The organism is Enterococcus sp. AZ163 (genome assembly GCF_050498925.1).
Taxonomy (GTDB): Bacteria; Bacillota; Bacilli; order Lactobacillales; family Enterococcaceae; genus Enterococcus_A; species Enterococcus_A ferrettii.
The window spans coordinates 93,187-113,345 of sequence record NZ_JBIPAO010000002.1 but is presented as its reverse complement, the minus strand read 5'-3'; the positions used below and the strand labels follow the sequence as shown (position 1 = coordinate 113,345).

General features: G+C 40.1%; 18 protein-coding genes. 8 read left to right on the top strand and 10 right to left on the bottom strand.

Annotated elements, in window-relative coordinates:
* Positions 1 to 94: 94 nt before the first annotated feature.
* On the bottom strand, positions 95 to 442 hold the full coding sequence (locus IGI46_RS18980; RefSeq protein WP_207704496.1) for a hypothetical protein: 348 nt from the start codon (positions 440 to 442) through the stop codon (positions 95 to 97).
* 251 nt (positions 443 to 693) lie between these two features.
* On the opposite strand from IGI46_RS18980, the gene IGI46_RS18975 reads away from it, so the two are divergent.
* Positions 694 to 1,851 (top strand): cation diffusion facilitator family transporter, encoded by a 1,158-nt coding sequence (locus tag IGI46_RS18975; RefSeq protein ID WP_429965174.1) that lies wholly within the window; start codon positions 694 to 696, stop codon positions 1,849 to 1,851.
* A 45-nt stretch (positions 1,852 to 1,896) separates the two neighbouring features.
* Here the strand turns inward: IGI46_RS18975 and IGI46_RS18970 are convergent, their stop codons facing one another.
* From IGI46_RS18970 to IGI46_RS18960, 3 genes are all read right to left on the bottom strand, one after another.
* Positions 1,897 to 2,730: a TIGR03943 family putative permease subunit gene (locus IGI46_RS18970; protein WP_429965175.1), complete on the bottom strand. Its 834-nt coding sequence runs from the start codon at positions 2,728 to 2,730 to the stop codon at positions 1,897 to 1,899.
* Positions 2,731 to 2,740: 10 nt separating this feature from the next.
* A complete protein-coding gene (locus IGI46_RS18965) occupies positions 2,741 to 3,634 on the bottom strand; it encodes a permease (protein ID WP_429965176.1) in 894 nt (297 codons plus the stop codon).
* A 217-nt stretch (positions 3,635 to 3,851) separates the two neighbouring features.
* On the bottom strand, positions 3,852 to 4,127 hold the full coding sequence (locus tag IGI46_RS18960; RefSeq protein ID WP_278253180.1) for an HU family DNA-binding protein: 276 nt from the start codon (positions 4,125 to 4,127) through the stop codon (positions 3,852 to 3,854).
* Between the two features lie 313 nt (positions 4,128 to 4,440).
* Between IGI46_RS18960 and IGI46_RS18955 the strand changes: the two genes are divergently transcribed.
* Both IGI46_RS18955 and IGI46_RS18950 read left to right on the top strand, forming a co-directional pair.
* On the top strand, positions 4,441 to 5,961 hold the full coding sequence (locus IGI46_RS18955; protein WP_429965177.1) for a helix-turn-helix domain-containing protein: 1,521 nt from the start codon (positions 4,441 to 4,443) through the stop codon (positions 5,959 to 5,961).
* A complete protein-coding gene (locus IGI46_RS18950) occupies positions 5,958 to 7,487 on the top strand; it encodes a helix-turn-helix domain-containing protein (protein ID WP_429974060.1) in 1,530 nt (509 codons plus the stop codon). Before IGI46_RS18955 ends, IGI46_RS18950 begins: the two co-directional genes overlap by 4 nt.
* Before the next feature lie 57 nt (positions 7,488 to 7,544).
* On the opposite strand, the gene IGI46_RS18945 is transcribed toward IGI46_RS18950, so the two are convergent.
* Entirely contained in the window at positions 7,545 to 7,943 is a 399-nt protein-coding gene (locus IGI46_RS18945; RefSeq protein ID WP_429974059.1) for a hypothetical protein, read from the bottom strand.
* Positions 7,944 to 8,192: 249 nt separating this feature from the next.
* Between IGI46_RS18945 and ald the strand changes: the two genes are divergently transcribed.
* Positions 8,193 to 9,326 (top strand): alanine dehydrogenase, encoded by a 1,134-nt coding sequence (ald, locus tag IGI46_RS18940; protein ID WP_429974058.1) that lies wholly within the window; start codon positions 8,193 to 8,195, stop codon positions 9,324 to 9,326.
* Between the two features lie 113 nt (positions 9,327 to 9,439).
* A complete protein-coding gene (locus tag IGI46_RS18935; RefSeq protein WP_429974057.1) occupies positions 9,440 to 11,143 on the top strand; it encodes a M3 family oligoendopeptidase in 1,704 nt (567 codons plus the stop codon).
* A 208-nt stretch (positions 11,144 to 11,351) separates the two neighbouring features.
* Here IGI46_RS18935 and IGI46_RS18930 read toward each other — a convergent pair whose 3' ends face one another.
* Positions 11,352 to 12,134 carry an ABC transporter ATP-binding protein gene (locus IGI46_RS18930; RefSeq protein ID WP_429974056.1) on the bottom strand — a complete coding sequence of 261 codons (783 nt, stop codon included), beginning with the start codon at positions 12,132 to 12,134 and terminating at the stop codon, positions 11,352 to 11,354.
* 92 nt (positions 12,135 to 12,226) lie between these two features.
* Between IGI46_RS18930 and IGI46_RS18925 the strand changes: the two genes are divergently transcribed.
* Together IGI46_RS18925 and IGI46_RS18920 are read left to right on the top strand one after the other, a co-directional pair.
* Entirely contained in the window at positions 12,227 to 12,922 is a 696-nt protein-coding gene (locus IGI46_RS18925; protein WP_429965183.1) for a TIGR00266 family protein, read from the top strand.
* Between the two features lie 250 nt (positions 12,923 to 13,172).
* Positions 13,173 to 14,837: a putative polysaccharide biosynthesis protein gene (locus tag IGI46_RS18920; protein WP_429974225.1), complete on the top strand. Its 1,665-nt coding sequence runs from the start codon at positions 13,173 to 13,175 to the stop codon at positions 14,835 to 14,837.
* Positions 14,838 to 15,076: 239 nt separating this feature from the next.
* Here IGI46_RS18920 and IGI46_RS18915 read toward each other — a convergent pair whose 3' ends face one another.
* From IGI46_RS18915 to IGI46_RS18905, 3 genes are read right to left on the bottom strand one after another with little or no spacing between them, the layout of a single operon-like run.
* Positions 15,077 to 15,712 (bottom strand): TetR/AcrR family transcriptional regulator, encoded by a 636-nt coding sequence (locus tag IGI46_RS18915; protein WP_429974055.1) that lies wholly within the window; start codon positions 15,710 to 15,712, stop codon positions 15,077 to 15,079.
* Positions 15,712 to 17,319, bottom strand: coding sequence for an ABC transporter permease (locus IGI46_RS18910; RefSeq protein ID WP_429974054.1), 1,608 nt, complete (start codon positions 17,317 to 17,319; stop codon positions 15,712 to 15,714). Before IGI46_RS18910 ends, IGI46_RS18915 begins: the two co-directional genes overlap by 1 nt.
* Before the next feature lie 2 nt (positions 17,320 to 17,321).
* Complete coding sequence (locus IGI46_RS18905; protein ID WP_429974053.1) at positions 17,322 to 18,224, bottom strand: ATP-binding cassette domain-containing protein; 903 nt, start codon at positions 18,222 to 18,224, stop codon at positions 17,322 to 17,324.
* Positions 18,225 to 18,393: 169 nt separating this feature from the next.
* Here IGI46_RS18905 and IGI46_RS18900 point away from each other — a divergent pair, with 169 nt between their 5' ends.
* Positions 18,394 to 19,062, top strand: a complete 669-nt coding sequence (locus tag IGI46_RS18900) for a CPBP family intramembrane glutamic endopeptidase (RefSeq protein WP_429965186.1) — start codon at positions 18,394 to 18,396, stop codon at positions 19,060 to 19,062.
* A gap of 210 nt (positions 19,063 to 19,272) precedes the next feature.
* On the opposite strand, the gene IGI46_RS18895 is transcribed toward IGI46_RS18900, so the two are convergent.
* A complete protein-coding gene (locus IGI46_RS18895; RefSeq protein WP_429974052.1) occupies positions 19,273 to 20,124 on the bottom strand; it encodes an arginase family protein in 852 nt (283 codons plus the stop codon).
* Between the last annotated feature and the right edge of the window lie 35 nt (positions 20,125 to 20,159).

Sequence of the window (20,159 nt, the reverse complement as noted above, 5' to 3'; positions counted from 1 at the left end):
TGATACGGAAATATCCAACCGCAAAGCATAAGTAAGCAAAAAACTCATGAATACACCGTTCTAACTGACTAAAGTATTCCTTAAACTGTGACGTTTAGTCCTTTTTAGCAGAAGTGATTCCCTGCATCAATTTGGCAATCTCCCGTTCGTAGTAGTGGGCAAATCGGACTTGATCGCCATTATCCAATGTCCAAATTTTATTTTCATAAAAACCAACCGAGCTGCGGCTTCCATCCATTAGTTCTTTGGCATAGCCTAAAACTAATCGCATAGCTTCTCTCGTTGACTTGTCACTTTTAAAATAGCCAGGGTAGCTACGCAAATATTCATTTAAGTCGCTGTTTTGTGAAACCTTCCAGTCTTCACTGAAATCTTTTAAGGCAATTAACACATCCTCATTTTCAACGTCCCATAATAAGATATCTGTTGATTGCTTATCCATAACTAGTTCCTCCTCGACATTTGTTTACCTTTTCATTCTATTATAAAGAAAGAAAAGCCTAATGTCTTATAACAACACCAAAAATTTATTGAAACCTCAGAAATAGGTGATCCTCGCTATTAAAGGTAAACTTCAAATATTTAAAGTTTACCTTTAATAGTATTTTTTATCATTTAGGCTTGCCTTAAAGCTTTTTTCTGACTTTTATTTGCGCTATACTATCATTTAATGCCAAATAAAGGGTGAACATTATGCTAACAACTATCATTACAAAAGTAAAACGAACTTTCAAAACCAGTGAACGAACTGCAGTTGGGATCGTAGCTGGTATTATGGGCTTATTGACAAACTTAGCACTCTTTCTAGCTAAGCTTTTCATTGGTACCCTCTCTGGCAGTGTCTCGATTACAGCTGATGCGATGAACAACTTATCAGACACAGCCTCTTCCATCATTACCTTAGCCGGCTTTAAAGTAGCTGGTAAACCTGCTGACAAGGACCATCCTTATGGTCACGAACGCTTTGAATACGTCAGCGGCTTTGTGATTTCCATTTTAGTTACTTATGTCGGAATACGTTTTCTGGACAGTTCTTTTGTAAAAATTCTTGATCCATCCAGTGTCCAGCTTTCTTCGATTGTTTATATTGTACTGATTTTGTCGATTATAACGAAAATTTGGCAAGGGTTGATGTATCGCAAGCTTGGCGGGGCCATTCAGTCCAATACGCTGAAGGCTACTGCGCAGGATAGCTTGAATGACGTGTATACAACAATTGCCGTCTTATTCTCGGCTATTATCGAGTGGTTGACTGGCTGGCGAATTGACGGCTATGTTGGATTTCTAATTGCTTTATACATTATTTATACTGGAGTTAAGATGATTAAGGAATTTATTGATGAGTTGATGGGCGTTCGGGCTCCAGACGATGAAATTGGTGCGATTCGCGCGCATTTAGATAAATTTCCTGATATTATTGGTTACCACGATTTACTAATTCACAGCTATGGTCCAAATAGTGTGTTTGCTTCGGTTCATATTGAAGTGAATCAGGATTGGAGCTTGGCTCATGCACACGAAGTAATTGATACAATCGAGCAGGAAGTCAAATCAAACCTTGAAGTAGATCTCGTCTGTCATGTAGATCCTTATCCTTTAGATGATCAAAATTTCAAACGTGTGGCTCCTAAATTGAAGCAGACATTACGGGAAATTCATCCTCAGCTGCGCCTGCATGATTTGCGAATTGATACGCATACAGTCCCAGAGGTCATCTACTTTGATTTGGTAGTCCCTGAAGAGCTGCGCCTGAAAAATGAAGAACTGCAGGCATTAATTACAGAAAACTATCTCAAAGATAATAAAGCCGCTACCATGTCTATTACGTTTGATCGAACCTATCTATTATAGAAAAAAGCCGCCGAAGAATTTTCTCCTCGGCGGCTTTGCTGTATTCTAAAAAGAGCGGTAAACATATTGATTCTTGGGGGCAGCAATGGGTTGTACTTGTTCCACAGCCAGAGCAGGTAATTGACGTTTGAAGGGTTCAAAGTAATCCAGCTCAATCGTTCCTTCCACATGCAACCACTGATTATTGTCCACCTGTGTATTTTCTGGTAGACGCATCATCAAACCAAATACACCAGAATCAGCGACACAATGGATAATTCCAAACCGGAATAGGAAGTTGTAGGTTTGTTCTTTCGTAGTTTGGTAATCAAAGCCATCGTAAGAGAGCTTCTTCCCCACAAACGTATTCGGGTAATTATAAATCAGCTCCATCACCTCGAGATAATTCTCATCCGTAACTCTTAATACATCATTTTCTCGATATTTATTTAATAAATCATCCATTTGCTGATCGTAATCGTCCTTATTATAGTAGATACTAGTATCCGGTTTTAGGTATTGTGTGTTCATCTCCGGGTCACCTACAGATTCCTTGCTTATCGGAAAACTAAATCCTTTCGCTTCGACAATTGTCGTGTCCAAGCTGATTGTTGGGAATAGTGTTCCTGCAATTAATGGCAGACTCAATAATAAATAAGCAATTATTTTTTGAGAAGGCTTGGTTAATCCGTGATCATGTCCATGGTCATTGCTGAGCTCTTTTCCTTCACTTTTTCCAACCCAAATCTTCAATTGAACCAGGGCCAACAGCAAGGAAAGACCCATGGTTAAGTAAACTAAATAAATATAGTGGATATTGATGTACTGATTCAGCTTACCTGATACTTGCAGGTACATCATCCATTCGAAATAGCCTGATAAGATCAAAAAACGAAGCATCCTTTTCCTCCTATATTAAGTAAGCATAAACTGTCACCACTAGTGTGATCAAAGCCAGCAACTGTACGATGAATTTGCCATGAAAGACTCGTTTCATCATCATTAAGTTCTTAATATCTACCATTGGTCCAAATACTAAAAATGCCACCACTGAATTAACTCCGAACAGGGACAATAAGGAAGAGCCTACAAAAGCATCTGCCTCAGAGCATAAAGACATAGTAAAGGCTAAGATCAGCATCACCAAAATAGAAATTAGCTTTGAAGAAGTCAACTGCAGCAGCACTTGCGTCGGCAAATAAACCTGCATACTTGCAGCAATTAATCCACCGATAATTAAGTAGCGGCCTGTATCGAAAAACTCATCGATCGCATGGGCTAAGACTGAAAACACACGACTACCTTTTTTTGATGAATGCGCATGCCCATGGTGATGGGTATCACTCAGCAGCTCTTCCTTCATTATTGGCAACTTATTAAAGTAAGCGATCCACGACCCAATCACTAAAGCAACCAGCAAGCTTCCCCCCACTCGTAGCAAGGCAAAACGGGTACTATTGCCTAAAGCGATGAAAGTAGCAAACAGAACAATTGGATTAATAATAGGTGCCGTAACCATAAAAGCAAAAGCCGTATATTCAGGAACGCCCTTCTTCATGAACTGTGTGACAATTGGCACAATCCCACATTCGCAGGATGGAAAGAAAAAGCCTAAAGCGGAACCGACTAAAATAGCTAAAAATTTATTTTTGGGCACCAGACGCTGAACTCTTTCAGCCGTTAAAAATACTTGCAGAGCACCTGAAATAATGCAGCCCAGCATTACAAAAGGAACAGCCTCCACTACAATGGAAAGAAAAATGGTGCTCATTTGCAGGATTGAATGGGGAATAAATGTCAGCATTCCACTACCTCCTCTTTATCGCTCATTACTATACGCCTACGCAAAAAAAGACACAAGTCCTTTTTTAAGGTTTGACCTGTGTCTTAAGATTCTCTTATTTGTCTACATTTAAATAACGAATATTATTTTATAATCTCTTCCCCATGGACCGCTTGAAAAAACAAAAAAACAATCAGGCTCAAAAGAAAAAGCTGCCCTTTTTAGGCAGCCTATCACACTATTTTACTGAATCTTTTAATTGTTTGCCGGCTTTGAAAGCTGGTGATTTGCTTGCTGCAATAGTGATTTCTTCACCTGTTTGAGGGTTGCGGCCTTTACGAGCTGCACGTTCACGTACTTCAAAGTTACCAAAGCCGATAACTTGAACTTTTTCGCCGTCTTTTAAAGCGTCTTGGATGCTGTCGAATAAAGAATCTACAGCTGCTGTTGCGTCTTTCTTCGTCAAACCAGTTTTTTCTGCTACTTTTTCTACTAAGCTTTGCTTATTCATCATGATATAGCCTCCATCATTCTTTTAATTATTCCAAAGATAATTCTATTCGTTCTTCAACAGAAAGGCAACTGTTATCTCTCAGTTTCGCGAATTTTTCCGCTAAATTTCTTTTTTATTTAATTGGAAATCAAAAATAAAATAATTATTACTAAGATTTTTTTAAGCCTTACACTTTTCGCTTATTATCACAACTTTTTCCTTATAATGATTATCGACTATATTTAGATAAATAACTAAAGGTGATGTTTTTCACCAAAATAGTGATTGTTTTGTCACTTTTCAAAATTAGATTAGCTTAAAAAGGAATGGGAAAATGAACGTACGGGAAATGTTGAAACTAGAAACCAAACGAAGACTTCACTTAGTTGAATTGCTCTATTATGCAGATTACCCTTTATCTGCCGATCACTTAACGAATGTATTAGGCTGCTCATTACCAGCTTTGCACAAAGACGTTTACGCGTTAAACAATGAAAAATTTCCTTTAAATATTTTTAAAACCAAGGGCGGGTATATCGTACAATTTCACTCGTATGCTTCTATTGATTCATTGTATGCGGAAACATTAAAAACTTCACTGGACTTCCAAGTATTAAAACGATTATTTTTTCAACGCTTTGATACTATTCAAGAGAATGCTAACTATTTAAATTGCAGTTTTTCAAGCTTCTATTCTAAGTTGAACCCACTGAACACACTTCTTGAACAATGGAAAATTAGACTACGTAACCGCCCTTTAAGAATTGCAGGCAACGAGGAACTTCTTCGTCATTTTTATTACCTGTTCTTTAAAGAGCATCGTTTTTCTTTTCAGGATTATGGATTTTCATCGACCTTGGTCCACCTAGTTGATCAATATATTCGCGTTTTGTTGGTTAATAACCAGGTGAAAAATACGATGAACGTTCACTTCTATCTAATGCACAATTTCCTAATTTGCCTGCATCGGCGGCGGAGGAGATATAAGCTGAATATTGATCAGGCCGATACGTCGTGTTTACAACTACCAGAAAAGTCGGAACATTCTGAATTGATTCTTCGGATAAAAATGGAATGTCGCTTAATCTTTAATGATAATTTGTCTGTGGAGGCTCTTTGGCCGCTCTTCTCCGGCAATCTTGTCTTAACTGCTCAGCAGCAAGATAGTTTGCAAGAAAACAATAAAAATTTGGCACGTTTTTATTCTCAACATATCAGGTTGCTAAAATCAATTAATGAGGCCTCAGGGAATCTCTTGTCAGAAAATGAAATTCAAGAAGCTCTGCGTCATTTAGGAAATGAGTTATTCATCTATTACCCTAAAAAAAGACCAATACAAATCTTGTCTCAACAAAAGAAGTACAGCCTCCTGCAGCTAAAGAAAATCTATGCCCGTCCTATGAATCATTTAACTACGATAATTGGGAAGTTTTTAAGCAGGCATCGACTGCCCGTGTTTGAAGAGACGATGGACGTTTATTTGTACAGCTTGATTGTGTCAATTGATAATTTATTGGATCGGCTTTCCATTCAAGAAAAACCTTTAACCGTTCTGCTGTTGTCGGATACTTCACCAAATCAAGAACGCTTTTGGCGAAACATTTTGAAAAATTGGATTGGCAAGTCTTTGGATTATCATTATCACAGCTATCCTTTTATTACGCAACAGGAGTTAACTCGTCTAACTAAGAACTATGATCTGCTTATCACTGATGTTACGATGCCTGAGCTGGAAAGCAAGTGCCCAATAATCTTAATTAATTCCTATCCGACCTTAAAAGATTTTCGGTCGATTCAACAGTTTATTGACAATTATGATCAGTCATTTTTAACAAAGGAAGGGAAAGTTGTATGAACCTGCGCTGCTTGCTCAAACGTGAAAGTCAGCGTAAGCTGCTGTTGATCGAAACCTTATACTATTCTAAACATCCTAAAACAAGCGATCAGCTGATACAACTTCTAGATTGTACACCTCCTGCTTTGTCACGTTATATCCGGGCGGTTAATCAGAATGAAGATCCTTATTATATTCATCGGGAAAACGGTTTATACTCCTTAATGGTAGCCGAAAATGCAACGATTGATGCCCTTATTTCTTCGTTAATTCGCCAATCGCTTTCTTTCAAAATTTTGGAAATAACACTTTTTGAAGAATTTTTTACATTGCAAAAGTTAGCTAAAGCACTTCATTGCAGTATTGCTACTTTGCAAGCTCATCTTACAGAATTAGAGAACGTAATTGCTCGTTGGAATTTGACAATAGAACGCAAGCCTTATCGTATTGTAGGAAATGAAAAAGCGATTCGTCACCTTTTCTATTTGGTTTTTTTCGAAAAAAAGACCCAAAAAAATGAGTTGTGCTATTCCAATGAATTGTTTGAAAAAGGCGACGCTGTGTTACGCTCATTAATAGAAAATAATCAGTTGAATTGCTCGTATGCACAGTATCGTCGCTTGCGGATGATGTTCTTTATTAGCCTGGAACGCGTCAAGCACCACCATTTTTTCCCGCAATATTTTTTGAGTTCTTTACACGTTACACCGCCAGACCAAAAGATCTGCAGGGAATTTGATAAAGAATTAGTGAAAGAATTGGGGATCGGCTATACACACGAAGTAATGAAAGAGTCTTTTTGGCTTTTATATTGTGACTTAGTTTTATTGGGTGAGCAGCAAAAACGGCATGCCTTGTTCACCAATTACTTTTTATCTCAGCAATACGCCAATCATTACCAGCTAGTTGAAGAGTTTGATGATTTGCTGCTGGAGCCCTTGACCAGTGAAAAGAAAAGTCAATTGACTGATCTGCTAATCAACCAAAATCTGTATCATATTGATACCAAGGAATACATCAGTCTATTGCGTGACGGGAAACAGGATTATATTAATTTGTTGGAAAATTTTCATGCACATTGTGTACATAAGATTCGCCAGTTGGTCACGCGATTCACAACAAAATATCATTGTTTTCAATCAGAGGAATTTATAACTGGCTATGTTTATCAGCTTATTGCTGCTGTACCGGAATGCCTAACCGGTATGAAGCAATATGATGAACCTGTTCGCTTACTAATTGCAGCCTCCGATCCTACAACTCGAGAGGGTCTGTTAGCTCAATTAATTCAATCATCCGCACGCGGTAATTATACAATTTCCCACAGCACCTTCAATTATCTAGACCAAACTAACTATCTGGAAGAACTTAACAACCATGACTTGATTCTCCGTACTTCGGAAATTGACCTGCCGCCCTGTTCTACCCCCATTTTGGCTATTGAATCATGCCCCAGCATTTTCAAATTGCACAAACTTCAGCACATGGTGGAAAAAATTTATCAGAAAAAAAACATAAGAATGAATAAAAGCAGCGGAGTCTTGTAAAATCCTCCACTGCTTTTATTGTGAAAAGTTCACATAAATGCGCCATTTTCATTCTTCTTATTGCTTTTTAATTTCACGATGAACAGCAGATAAACGCTGCAATTCCTTTTCCATGGAGCCTTTCTCTTGGGTTAGACTCGTTACCATACGTTCAAACCGTTCTGGTTGATTCTTTTTACGAATTACGTTTAATTGAACCAGTGAATAGCTTAATAGTAGAACCGATAATAGCCCAATTAATCCAATTTCCAAGCCTGCAGAATAATGTAGAACCGCATATAAAAGCAAGACCAAGCCAATCACCAAACCTAGAAAGCCTAATTTTGACTGACGGCCCCCGCCAAAAAGAATGCGTCGCATCATTGAGCCGTCTCTTAGCTCTTCATAACGCGTGATTCTAGCTTCAATAAAACTGATTTGTTCTTTTATAATATCCGTCTGGGTTTTTTTTGACATATAAAAACTCCTTTGCTCTACTTTTATTATCACTAGTTTAAAGGGATTTCGCAATGAAAAACTTTTCATTGAAAGAGAATCTTATCTTTTTATTTTCAAAATATTCCATTCCGTCTATGCTCTTTCCTTCACAAGATCAGCAAGATAATAAAAGAATTTTCACTTTCTTAACACATTTTAATTGATTTTCGCAAGATCTTCGATACAATATACTAGTAATCGCTTACAAACATAAAAAGGAGTGATACTATGAAAATCGGTATTCCAAAGGAAATTAAAAATAATGAGAATCGTGTGGCTTTGCCGCCATCTGGTGTTTTTGATCTAACCAGTCGCGGGCATCAAGTCTTGGTAGAAACCAACGCCGGACAAGGCTCTGCAATTGCGGATGAAGAATATGCAGAAGCTGGTGCTGTTATCGTTCAAACTGCCAAAGAAGCCTGGTCTGCAGAAATGGTTATGAAAGTAAAGGAACCACTAAAAGAAGAGTATCAATACTTCCGTGATGATTTACTATTGTTCACTTACCTTCATTTAGCAGCAAATCGAGAACTAACAGAAGCATTGATTGAAAGCGGCGTTACGGCAATTGCCTATGAAAACGTGCAGCCGGCTGACAACTCTTTGCCATTACTAGCACCCATGAGTGAAATTGCTGGACGCATGGCCTCACAAATTGGCGCCAATTATTTAGAGCGTGTGAACGGCGGAAAAGGAATTCTGTTAGCTGGCGTTCCTGGCGTTCGCCGTGGAAATGTTGTGGTAATTGGTGGAGGAACAGTTGGAGCCAATGCTGCTAAAATTGCCCTGGGCATGGGAGCAAACGTAACCATTTTAGACGTTAGTGTTCCTCGTTTGAAAGAACTAGATACGATTTTTGACAATCAGGTTCAAACGTTATTATCTAACCGTTACAACATCCAGGAAGCATTAAAAACAGCGGATTTAGTCATCGGAGCTGTACTGATTCCTGGACATAAAGCCCCTACCTTAGTTACAACAGATATGGTTGCAGGCATGCCTGATTATTCAGTTATTGTTGATGTGGCGATTGACCAAGGAGGAATTTTTGAAACCGTGGATCATGTAACCACTCACGATGATCCAACTTATATGAAAGAAGGCGTCGTACATTACGCTGTAGCCAATATGCCCGGAGCCGTACCACAAACTGCAACCTACGCATTGAGCAATAGTACCTTAAATTATGCAAACTTATTAGCGAACAACCCACTAGAAGAACTGCTGCAAAACAACCTTGCTTTGCATCGTGGTGTCAACACTTATGGTGGAAGATTAACCTTGGAGGCTGTGGCCAAGGACTTATCAATGACTTATACGCCATTAGATGAGGTGTTAAGCACAGAAGGCGCAGCTCATTAAATAGTTGTCTTTTCTAGAGTCAGATCGGAAGTTATTCCCATCTGGCTCTTTTTTCCTCTGCTGTTTTTTTATTTGATAGGTTATACTAAAGAAAAGTGTTGGGAGGAATCACTATGCAGTTTGAGCAATTTGCTTACGAACGTCCGAATTTTGATGTTTACAGGAATACCTTTAAAGAACAGTTAACTCTCTTTACTCAAGCGTCAGGCTTTGATACGGCTAAATTAGCGCTTAAGGAATTGAATAGACTGAGGACAGAGATAGATACGATGGCAAAATTAGCCTATATTCGCCATTCTATGAATACGAATGACCGGTTTTATGCCCAAGAAAATGACTATTGGGATGAGCATCAGCCTTTGTTTGATCAGGTTCATCATGAATTCTATCAGGCTTTGCTTGCCTCGCCTTTTCAAACAGAGCTAAAACAGATTTTTCCAGAAACTTTATTTTTACTCGCCAACGATCAAGTTCGCCTGCTGGACGATCAGGTAGTCCAGCTAAAACAACAGGAAAACGAATGGATAAGTCACTACACGCAATTGATTGCTTCTGCTCAACTGCTTTTTGACGGCAAAAAATACACATTGTCAGAAATTTCAGCCTGCTTTACCGCTAAGGATCGCTTTACTCGTCGGAAAGCCCAAAAGATTTATCAAAGCTTTTTCACTAAAAATGAGGCTCGATTCGATGAGATTTTTGATCAGCTTGTCAAACTTCGAACAGCTATTGCTCAGCAATTAGGTTTTGATAATTATGTTGCCTATGGTGATATCGCTATGAATCGCTGGAGCTATGATCGCAGTCAAATTCATGCCTTCCGCCGCTTTATTTTGGAAGAAATCGTGCCAAAAAACCAAGAGCTGTATCAACGGCAAGCGGATCGACTGAAACTTCCGGAATTAGCTTACTACGATTTACCGCTAGTTTTTCCTGATGGGAACGCTAAACCACAGGGTACGGAATGTGAGCTGGTGGAAAAAGCACGAACTATGTATCATCAGCTTTCAACAGAAACCGGTGACTTTTTTGATTTGTTGATCCAGCAGCAGCTGATGGATTTAACTAGTCGAGCCGGTAAGCAAAGCGGTGGTTACTGTGAATTTATCGATGCCTATCATATGCCGTTCATTTTTGCTAACTTTAACGGTACCTCTGATGACGTAGACGTGTTGACTCATGAGACTGGACATGCTTTTCAAAGCTATCTTTCACGTTGGATTGAAGAACCCGAGCTGGTCTTCCCTACCTCGGACACCGCAGAAATTCATTCTATGAGCATGGAATTTCTTACCTGGCCATGGATGGAGGAATTCTTTGGTTCAGCCAGCGATAAATACCGTTTTGCCCACCTTAGCAGTGCTTTGCAGTTTTTACCTTATGGCGCTTTAGTCGATCATTTTCAAGAAGAGGTTTATACTCATCCGGAATGGACCCCAGCTCAACGAAAAGCCTGCTGGCGAAGGCTCGAGCAGCAATATTGTCCTGAACGGGATTACCGACAATCCGCTGATTTGGATCGTGGCACTTATTGGTACCGTCAGGGACATATTTTTGAAGTACCATTCTATTATATCGATTACACTTTAGCTCAGGTCTGTGCTTTTCAATTCTGGCAGCGGGCAATTATCGAGAAAAGTCCGCAGGTTTGGGAAGATTACTTGGCTATTTGTAAAATTGGCGGAACCAAGACCTTTCTTGAAACAGTCGCAGCAGGCAATCTGGCTTCACCTTTCGATTCGTCAGCAATGAAGAGCGTCATCCAAAGTGTTGTGGATTATTTATCCGCAATTCCCGAGGAAACATTACGTAATTAGGTTAAAAAGCAAAAGCGTGTACTTTTTACGCTTTTGCTTTTTGTTTGCTTTTAGATCTTGATAGTTTTTATCCAAATATTTTAAATGCGATATTAATATTTTGAAAATAAAAAAGCACAAACCTCCAGTGTCCTTAATGAAGGTTTGTGCTTTTTGAAGGTCTAATTACTTTAACGATACAATCGGTTAGAAGTAAACTAGTGAAGTTCTATTTTCGCGGCATAACCATCAGACGATCGGCCGTTAATTCATGGATATCAATCGGGCGTGTATAGAATTGTGTTAGGGTTTCTTCAGTAATCAGTTGCTCTCTTGAACCCTTTTTGAAAATTTTACCATCTTTAACCATCAATACGTGACTGATCAGCGGTAAAATTTCTTCCGTATGATGGGTTACATAAAGCAAGCTTGGTGCATCTTCACTTTGTTTGATTTGCTGGATGCGGTCCAGTAAATCTTCGCGAGCAAATAAATCCAGCCCCGTACAGGGTTCGTCTAAAATCAATAGTTCAGGATGCGCCATTAAGGCACGTGCAATTAGTACAACTTGCCGTTCACCTTGAGACAATACTTGGTAAGGTTTTCCTACTAAATTTTTACCGCTCAACGAGGTTAAAATGGCTTTGGCTTCCTGCATCTCTTCCTCAGTGAACTCTTGATAAATCCCGATACTGGCAAATTTTCCTGAAAGTACAATCCGTTCGGCCGTTTCATTTTGCTGAAAACGGTATTGCAGAATATTGCTCACCCAGCCAATTCGTTTAGTCAAATCAGGAATGGATGTCTTACCAAACACTTCACCTAAAACGGTAAGTTTTCCTTTGCTCGGCCACATATTGCCAGAAATCATTTGCAGCAGCAACGTCTTGCCTGCTCCGTTTAAGCCTAACAGCGCCCAATCTTCTCCCTCTTCAATTTGCCAATTAATTGTATCCAGCAAAACTTTTTTTTGCCGGATTAATGAAATATCTTCAAATGTCAAAATTGCCATACTTCATCCTCCTACCTTTTACTTATCATACCAAAAATTTTTCCGCTTGAATCATTCCAATGGTATAATTTTTAAAGAAAGAAGGGTGATTTATGAAGGTTGAAATTACAGACAGCGTATTTGCGCCAATTGCAAAAATACAGTTGCAGCAGAATGAACAGATTCGAATTGAGCCTGGTGCAATGGTTTATGAACTTGGGAAGATTGAATTAGAAGGACATATGAATGCTAATGGGAAACGCGGCATCGGTGGTGCCTTAAGCGCCTTGGGCCGATCGGTTTCCAGCGGGGAAGGATTCTTTATTAGTACAGCAACCGGATTATCGAACGGTTCAGTGATTGCTGTTGCACCTCCCTCACCAGGGATTATTTTCAAATTGGACGTAGGACAAGAGCACTGGAGATTAAATACTGGCGCTTTTCTAGCTAGTGATCAAAGCGTTACCTACGAAATGAAGCGGCAAAAGCTTTCAGGTGCCTTGCTGGGAGGAACTGGTGGATTGTTCGTCATGGAAACTTCTGGCACCGGCCATTTATTGGTTTCTGCTTTTGGTGATGTGGAAAAGATCCATTTGGATGGTACAGAGCCTGTGATTGTAGATAATCAGCATGTTATTGCTTGGACAAGCTCTTTAGATTACGACATTAAAGTGGCTTCCGGTATTTTTGGCTTTAAAACTGGCGAAGGAATCGTCAACGAGTTCCATGGTGTGGGGGACATTTATATTCAAACCCGCAACGTTGAAAATTTTGCTGGTCAAATCAATGGTTTTTCTACAAGCAGCTAACTAATGGTTAAATCTCGGTAGATGAAGTAGTCTATCGAGTTTTTTATACAAAGTAACCGATTTCTTGCGAATTCCGTTAAGATTTCTTTTCACCATTGTATCTATGAGAAATAACAGGTAAAATATGAAAGAATCTTTTTGGAGAAAGCTGGTTAGTATGACTGAAAAAAATGATTATAACGATTTAGAGACTAAGATTTATCAGGGCAAGCCGCTGGTTTCCCGTATGTCTCGTTTTCATAAAGAAGAGATGGAGCAGCCAGCTCAAACGGCCCCGCCGCCGCAATCTGCTTCACCATCAAAAAAACAAGCGACTACTCAAGAAAAAATGGTACAAAGTACTGTTTGGCTGACCATTGGAAATATTTTTTCACGATTATTAGGGGCCGTATATGTTATTCCCTGGTATATGTGGATGCAGCCTCATGGGGACGCCGCGAATGTCCTTTATGGGAAGGGCTACAATGTATACGCCCTATTCTTGATGATTTCCACCGCAGGAATTCCTGCGGCCGTGGCAAAACAAACCGCTCGTTATAATTCTATGAACGAATTTAAGACAAGCAAGCGGCTGTTATTCTATACCCTGCGTATCATGCTGATTGGCGGAATTATTTTTGCGGGTGTGATGTTCTTTGGAGCGCCGCTGTTATCCCAAGGAAATCCAGACTTGATCCCAGTCATGCGATCGCTAAGTGTTGTTCTGCTTATTTTCCCAATGATGAGTGTTATTCGCGGCTTCTTCCAAGGAAACAGCGATATGAAGCCTTATGCTCTTTCGCAAATTATTGAACAAATTGCTCGTGTCTTTTATATGCTGGCCTCAGCGTATTTGATTATGCAGATTAATCATGGCAGCTACAAAACAGCGGTAGTTCATTCGACTTTTGCAGCATTTATTGGGGTAGTAGCTGCTATGTCCGTGCTATTGTTCTCACTATTTAAGCAGCGAACGACTTATCGTGAAATGGAACGCGAAAGCAAAGATGAGATCAACTTTTCAGGCCGGGAATTAGTGACTCAAATGGTCATGCAGGCTGTTCCCTTTATCATTGTTGGTAGTGGCATCAGTATTTTCAAGCTGATTGACCAATACTCTTTTGAAAAAATCATGCAGTGGGTAACCAGCAACACCGCCGAAAGAAACGCTGAATTGTTTGCTTACATTTCACCCAACCCGGATAAATTGACGATGGTAGTTATTGCCTTAGGGACCGCAATGGCAACTGCTGGTCTACCATTAATTACCGAACGCTACACCAAAAAGGATTTTACCGGATTGGCCAGCTTGGCTTCTAACAATTTCCAATTGTTTTTCTTTGCAATGATGCCGGCTACGGTAGGAATGATGGTCCTGTCTTACCCACTAAATACCTTATTCTATCAACCAAATGCACTAGGTTCGCAATTACTGGCGGCTTCTTGCTTTGTAGGAATCATTATGGGTCTATTTATGGTTTGTTCTACCATGCTGCAAGGCCTAGATGGCAACAAGCAAGCAGTCAGCTTCTTGCTTATCGGTATTGCGGTCAAGGTGATTGCTCAGTTGCCGCTGACCTTCTTATTCAAACCTTACGGACCTTTGTTAGCGACCTTCATTGGACTGCTTGTCGCAAACTTATTCATTTTGGATCGAATTCACTCGATTACCGGTTTTCCAATGCGAGCAACTGTGCAATCTATTCTGAAAATGGCCGGAATGGCAGTCATCATGGGAATAGTTGCTACGATCGTCAAATGGGGCTGTCAAATTTTCCTTAGTCCAGCTTCCAAGACGCAATCATTACTCATTATCTTGATTGTTGCTGCTGCTGGTGGTTTTACTTATATGGTTTTAGCTTTGAAAACACGTGTCGCTGACAAATTGTTAGGTGCTCGAGTGGAAGGGATTCGTCGTCGTTTGAGAATGCGCTAATTAGGCTTGTAATACTCTGATTGCCCTAAGGTGATCAGAGTATTTTTTATATAGCGACCATCTCTCACAGATCAGACAGGACTAAAACAGAAAAAACGAGAGATTAAAACTCATCTCTCGCTCGTGATTCTTCTATATGTGGTAGGACTATCTTAACTGCTTCTAATAATACTATTTGTGTTCGGATGAAAATCATTTTTGCTGCTTATGCAATCGTTTGCCCAGTGTTTCCCGATCTATCATTCCTTTAAAAAACCATTTTGAACAAGGGTCAAGGAAGTTTTCATGCGTTTTACCATCGGTTCCAATTGCTCTAAGCTTACCCATTCTGGATGCCTATTCATTTCCTTTTGAATCGCCTCGGTTTCTCCTTGTACAACAAAGTAAAGCACCCGCAGAACATCGTCTCTTGTATAAGGTGCCTTAATTTTTATACGATCCAAGACTGGAGTAATTAACTGGATTGTCACCTGATACTCCTCCTGCATTTTTTCAGACAACTGACTCTTGATTTTCTCAGGCAGCTGTTGGATCTCTCCCATGCAATAGAAAAGAAAATTAAACTCTAACGGGTACTTGATTTGCAACCCAAGCTTATACCGCATTGACTGCTCCACCATTTCCGAAAAATCATTGGACGAAGCCCAAACCGCTGGATTGATCTGCTGATAAAAGAATTGGCGAGCATACTCGTAGGTCTCTAAATACAAATTGGTTTTATTACCAAAATAGTGAAACAGCAAACCCTTGGATACTCCTGCTTCCAGAGCAATTTCCTCCATTTTGGTTGCAGCAAAGCCTTTATTGCCAAACAATTTCAGACTGGCCTCAATCATTGCCTGCTTTTTTTCCGGATCTTTGACAACCTCTTTCATCAAATTCCTCCCTGTATATCCCGTTTATTATAGCCAATCATTCCTACAATTGTTAGGCTCACTGTCAATAAAATCATAAGAATAAACCAGTGTCTGGACAATGAACCCACCGGTACTTTATCCGTCCAGCCTAAAGGAGAAATTTTACGCCAGTTGTCAGAAAAGTCCAGCAAAGGTAAAAAGTAACAGCCTATGAAGCCCATCATTAAATAGCCCCACAATAAAGAAATCAATTTCGGCAGAATACCTACCAGGAAGGCAGCCAAAGAAAGGAACGTTATCACAACCAAACTATTTACACCCAATGTTTGCCAGAAATAGCCCTGATCAATCGCCTGATCCAAGGTGAACCGCCCAGCTAGCGCCATCCCCAAAACAGCCGCGGCCAAACAAATCAATCCTGCCAATACTGCGACACTGTAATAACTGAAAAAAAGCTTGCTGCGGGAAACAGCTTTAGCATGAATAATTTCCAAATAGCCTTTTTCCTCATGTTTTTTTAAGTTGTATAAAATCATACCACCACAAACAACCGCAAGTAAACAAAAAATAATCGCCAAAAGATTCACGTAATTCAAAATTATCATTTCATTGGCAGTATGCAGTGCGTCAACACCTAATACCTGCTCGTAAGTAGGATTGATTTTTAGAATGTCACCGATGCTGTTGAAAACAGAACCATATGCAGCCCCTAACACCAGCATGCCGATCCCCCAGCCAATGATCATGTTTCGTTCCATTTGCAAAATCAAACCCAAAGGATTCTTCAACAAAATACCGCCATGCTTCCGGCCGCGTCTTTCAGGCAACAGGCCCCGATCTAAATCGCGATGACCAACTAGAACCAGTGCCAAACTTCCACAAATAATCGTCACAACGAGCAAAAGAAGTACTGGCAGCCAGCGATTGCCCACATAGATTTCTGCTTTAGTCAGCCAACCTAGTGGAGAAAACCAGGACAAATTAGGGTCAGTTACATCCGTCAGCATTCGAATCAAATAGCATACACCAAAAATCAAATAGCTCAACAAATAGGTTTGTCTCGTATCGTTGGCAATTTGAGCCAGCAATACGGTCAGTAGACCAAACATCAAACCCGCACTGGCTAGTAAAGCGGCAAACAAACTATTCCCGCCAAGATTAGCGTCCTGAAGGTTTGCCAGCTGCAGTAGTCCGAAATAAAGAAAGCCCAACAACCCATTCGTTACGATTAGTAGCAAAATGGCAGCCGACGTTGGTGCGCGACGGGCAACAGCTCGTGAACGTACCAGTTCCAGCAAACCACTGTCTTCCTGCTTCCGAGTACCATTCACTGCCAGTTGAATATTCAAAATAATCATAAAAATCCCCATAAAAACTGTTAACATGCCCGATAACAAGCCAGCAGTTGTTTTGAATTGTTCCGCAGGAAACGCGCCAAACATGCTGACCATCGCAGGGGATCGCATCGTCTCACCGATAGAATCAATTTCCGCTTGAGTACCAAACAAACTGTTAAAGTAAAAAGCCATCGCTCCAAAAAGACCTGCCAATACAATTACCCAAACCAGTAACAAATACCGATTTTGCTTTAAATTTGTCACAAAAAGAAAGCTTACTGCTTTCATGATCAGCTGCCTCCTTCGCCATAATAATGCAAGAATAAATCTTCCAAAGTGGGCGGCGTACTAACGATTGAAACGATGCCTTGTTGACTCAGCCAAACCATTAATTCTGGCAGCTGCTCTTGATCCAAGGTAAACTCTGCCTTAGTTTGTGATTCATTGGTAAACTTGAGATCGTAGACAGCCGGTTGCTTTGCCAGTTCACCCAGTGGTTCTTTCGTTTCTAAAGTGAGCTCCAAACGAGTTAAATGCCGCAGCTCTTTTAAGCTGCCCTGTTCAATGATCTCTCCTTCTCGAATGATAGCAATCTGATCACACATCTTTTCCACTTCTGACAAAATATGACTAGAAAGCAATACGCTTTTGCCTTCTTGTTTTAAGCGCAGTACTTCTCTTTGAAAAGTTTGTTCGTTTAGAGGATCTAAACCAGAAGTGGGCTCATCAAAAATATACAACTCAGCTGATTGTGACAAAGCCGCAATTAAGGCTACCTTTTGGCGATTTCCCTTAGAATAATTACGAGCCTTCTTGCTTGTATCCAGTTGGAAAACTTCAATTAGGCGTTCCGTCTCCTGATTACGAGTCTGCTGATTCAATTCCAGCAGTAAATCAATAATTTCCCCGCCAGTCAAATTGGGCCACAAGCTAACATCTCCCGGTACGTATGCCACCTGTCGATGGATTGCGACCGCATCATGCCAAACATCTTGCTCAAATAGCTGTGCTTGTCCGTCACTTGCCTTCAACATCCCTAGTAAAATGCGAATGGTCGTCGATTTCCCCGCACCATTAGGACCAATAAAACCAAGAACCTCTCCTTGATTTAAAGTAAAACTAACATTCCTTAAGGCTTCAAATTTTCCAAAATGCTTCTTTACCTGATTAAGCTTCATTACTGGTTGCTTCATTTTCATCACCTTCCGTTGACTTGTGGGTCAATTTAATTATAGGCCTTCATTGACTCTCCGGTCAACAAGAATTAGACCATTTAAGACGAAAAACGAACCGTTTATGAAAAAAAGGTTTTAACCTTCAATTTTTGGTATACTAGTCAAAAAGATAGGAGTGTTGAAGGAATTGGAAAGAAAAAATCAAATGAATATTGTCTTACGAATTATTCTGTGGTTCCTCATGATGTGTGTAGCAACCTTGCCAACAACTGTCGTGATGATGACAGGTTCAATCAAAGGAATAACTGGCGTTATAGTCGGTGCTGTAATTTTGCTGGCTATGCTGGCTCTTGCTGTTTTTGTGGCTGCTAAAAGTGATATCTGGACAAAAAATGGACGTTCCTTCATGGGAAAAGCCATGAAGTTAGGCCCTTCAATTGGTTTAGCGATAGGAGCTGGTTTATTTCTACGAGTATGGGTAGTTGTGTTGAACATGATCATTCCCATTAATACCGCAAATGACCAAGCGCTGCAAGGTCTTGCTGGTGGTCAAACCTCGAGTATTCTCTTGTTCTTCTCAATGGTTGTTATGGCGCCAGTTTTGGAAGAACTCGTTTTCCGGGGATTTGTCTTTAAATTCTTTTTCCGGGAAAATCGGCTGTTTGCCTACTTGCTATCCTCTTTACTGTTCACCTTGATTCACGTACCAACTGACTTAATCAGCTTTGTTACTTATGGCAGCTTGGCATTGGTTATGGGCTTTGTTTATTACAAGACCAACCGGATCGAAATGTCGATGCTGACGCACGCAATCAATAATTTGCTTCCTGCACTTGTACTAGCTTTCTTTAGCTAGTACATGAAAAAGGGACTGGGACATAAGTAAAAAATGACTTCAAATTCCGAACAGAGAATCTGAGGTCATCTTTTTTCTAATTACAAATTATCTGCTTTTCAACGTTTCATATTACTTCATAAGAATATCAAGCGAATGATTGGGCTTATTAGCATTCTTTCGTTCGCCTCTAGTGCGAAAAAAATGACTTTTGTCCCAGCCTCGTTTTTTTTAGAAAAAGATTGAGAAATCCTGAAACAGCTTTTGCAGGTTCTGTACATCCCACGGCAAAAGCTCTGCAATCGTCAAACCAACAATTTCGCTTTGCTCAGCAATAGCGGCCATTGTATCTTTCACTTCAGTCAAGGTCATTTTCCCTGCCTCTGACGGGAACGATGCTCTGCCCGGCTCGGAAAAATACAAGGAACGAAATTCATTAGGATCTAAAACATCCAAGTCAAAATGAACGACCACCTTATCGAACTGCTGGCACTTCAACCATTCCTGAATTTCCTCTGGACTGATTCGATGATCCGTTTGAACCTTATAATCAAGACTCAATTCTTCAAGTAAAATCTTTTCATCAGCTGTCGGTTCCTGCAACCCTACATACAAAACGGACTGGGCAGTAAAAGGATGCTGAACCTGTTGAGCCAGAACCGGATCGCCCTGCCCTAGTAAGTTTCCTAAAACCATTGCGTGTTCATTCATAAAAACATCTGGCGTAGAAATATCTGGATGAGCATCAATCCAAATGATTCCCAGCCGATCACCGTACTGACCATGCAAATAATCGAAAGGAGCTTGCGAAACCAAACAATCTCCTCCGAGAGTAATAATTTTATCCGGCTGCTCCTGATTAATGATTTCCGCAGTACTCCTGACACTCTCTAAGACAATACTTTGACCCGTCACACCATTTTCCTGATCCAAGGGTTTGTCATAGCTGGGGATCGGAACAGTGATCTCCTTTTGATTCTCATTTTCGGGTGCCAGCCAAGACAATAGCTCCGAACCTAAAGAATAGGTGGGATTATTGCCTCCCTGCCATTGAGGAATTTTTAAACGAATCGTTTTACTCACCTGCAACACTCCTTTTTTAGTTGAAAATGTATTTT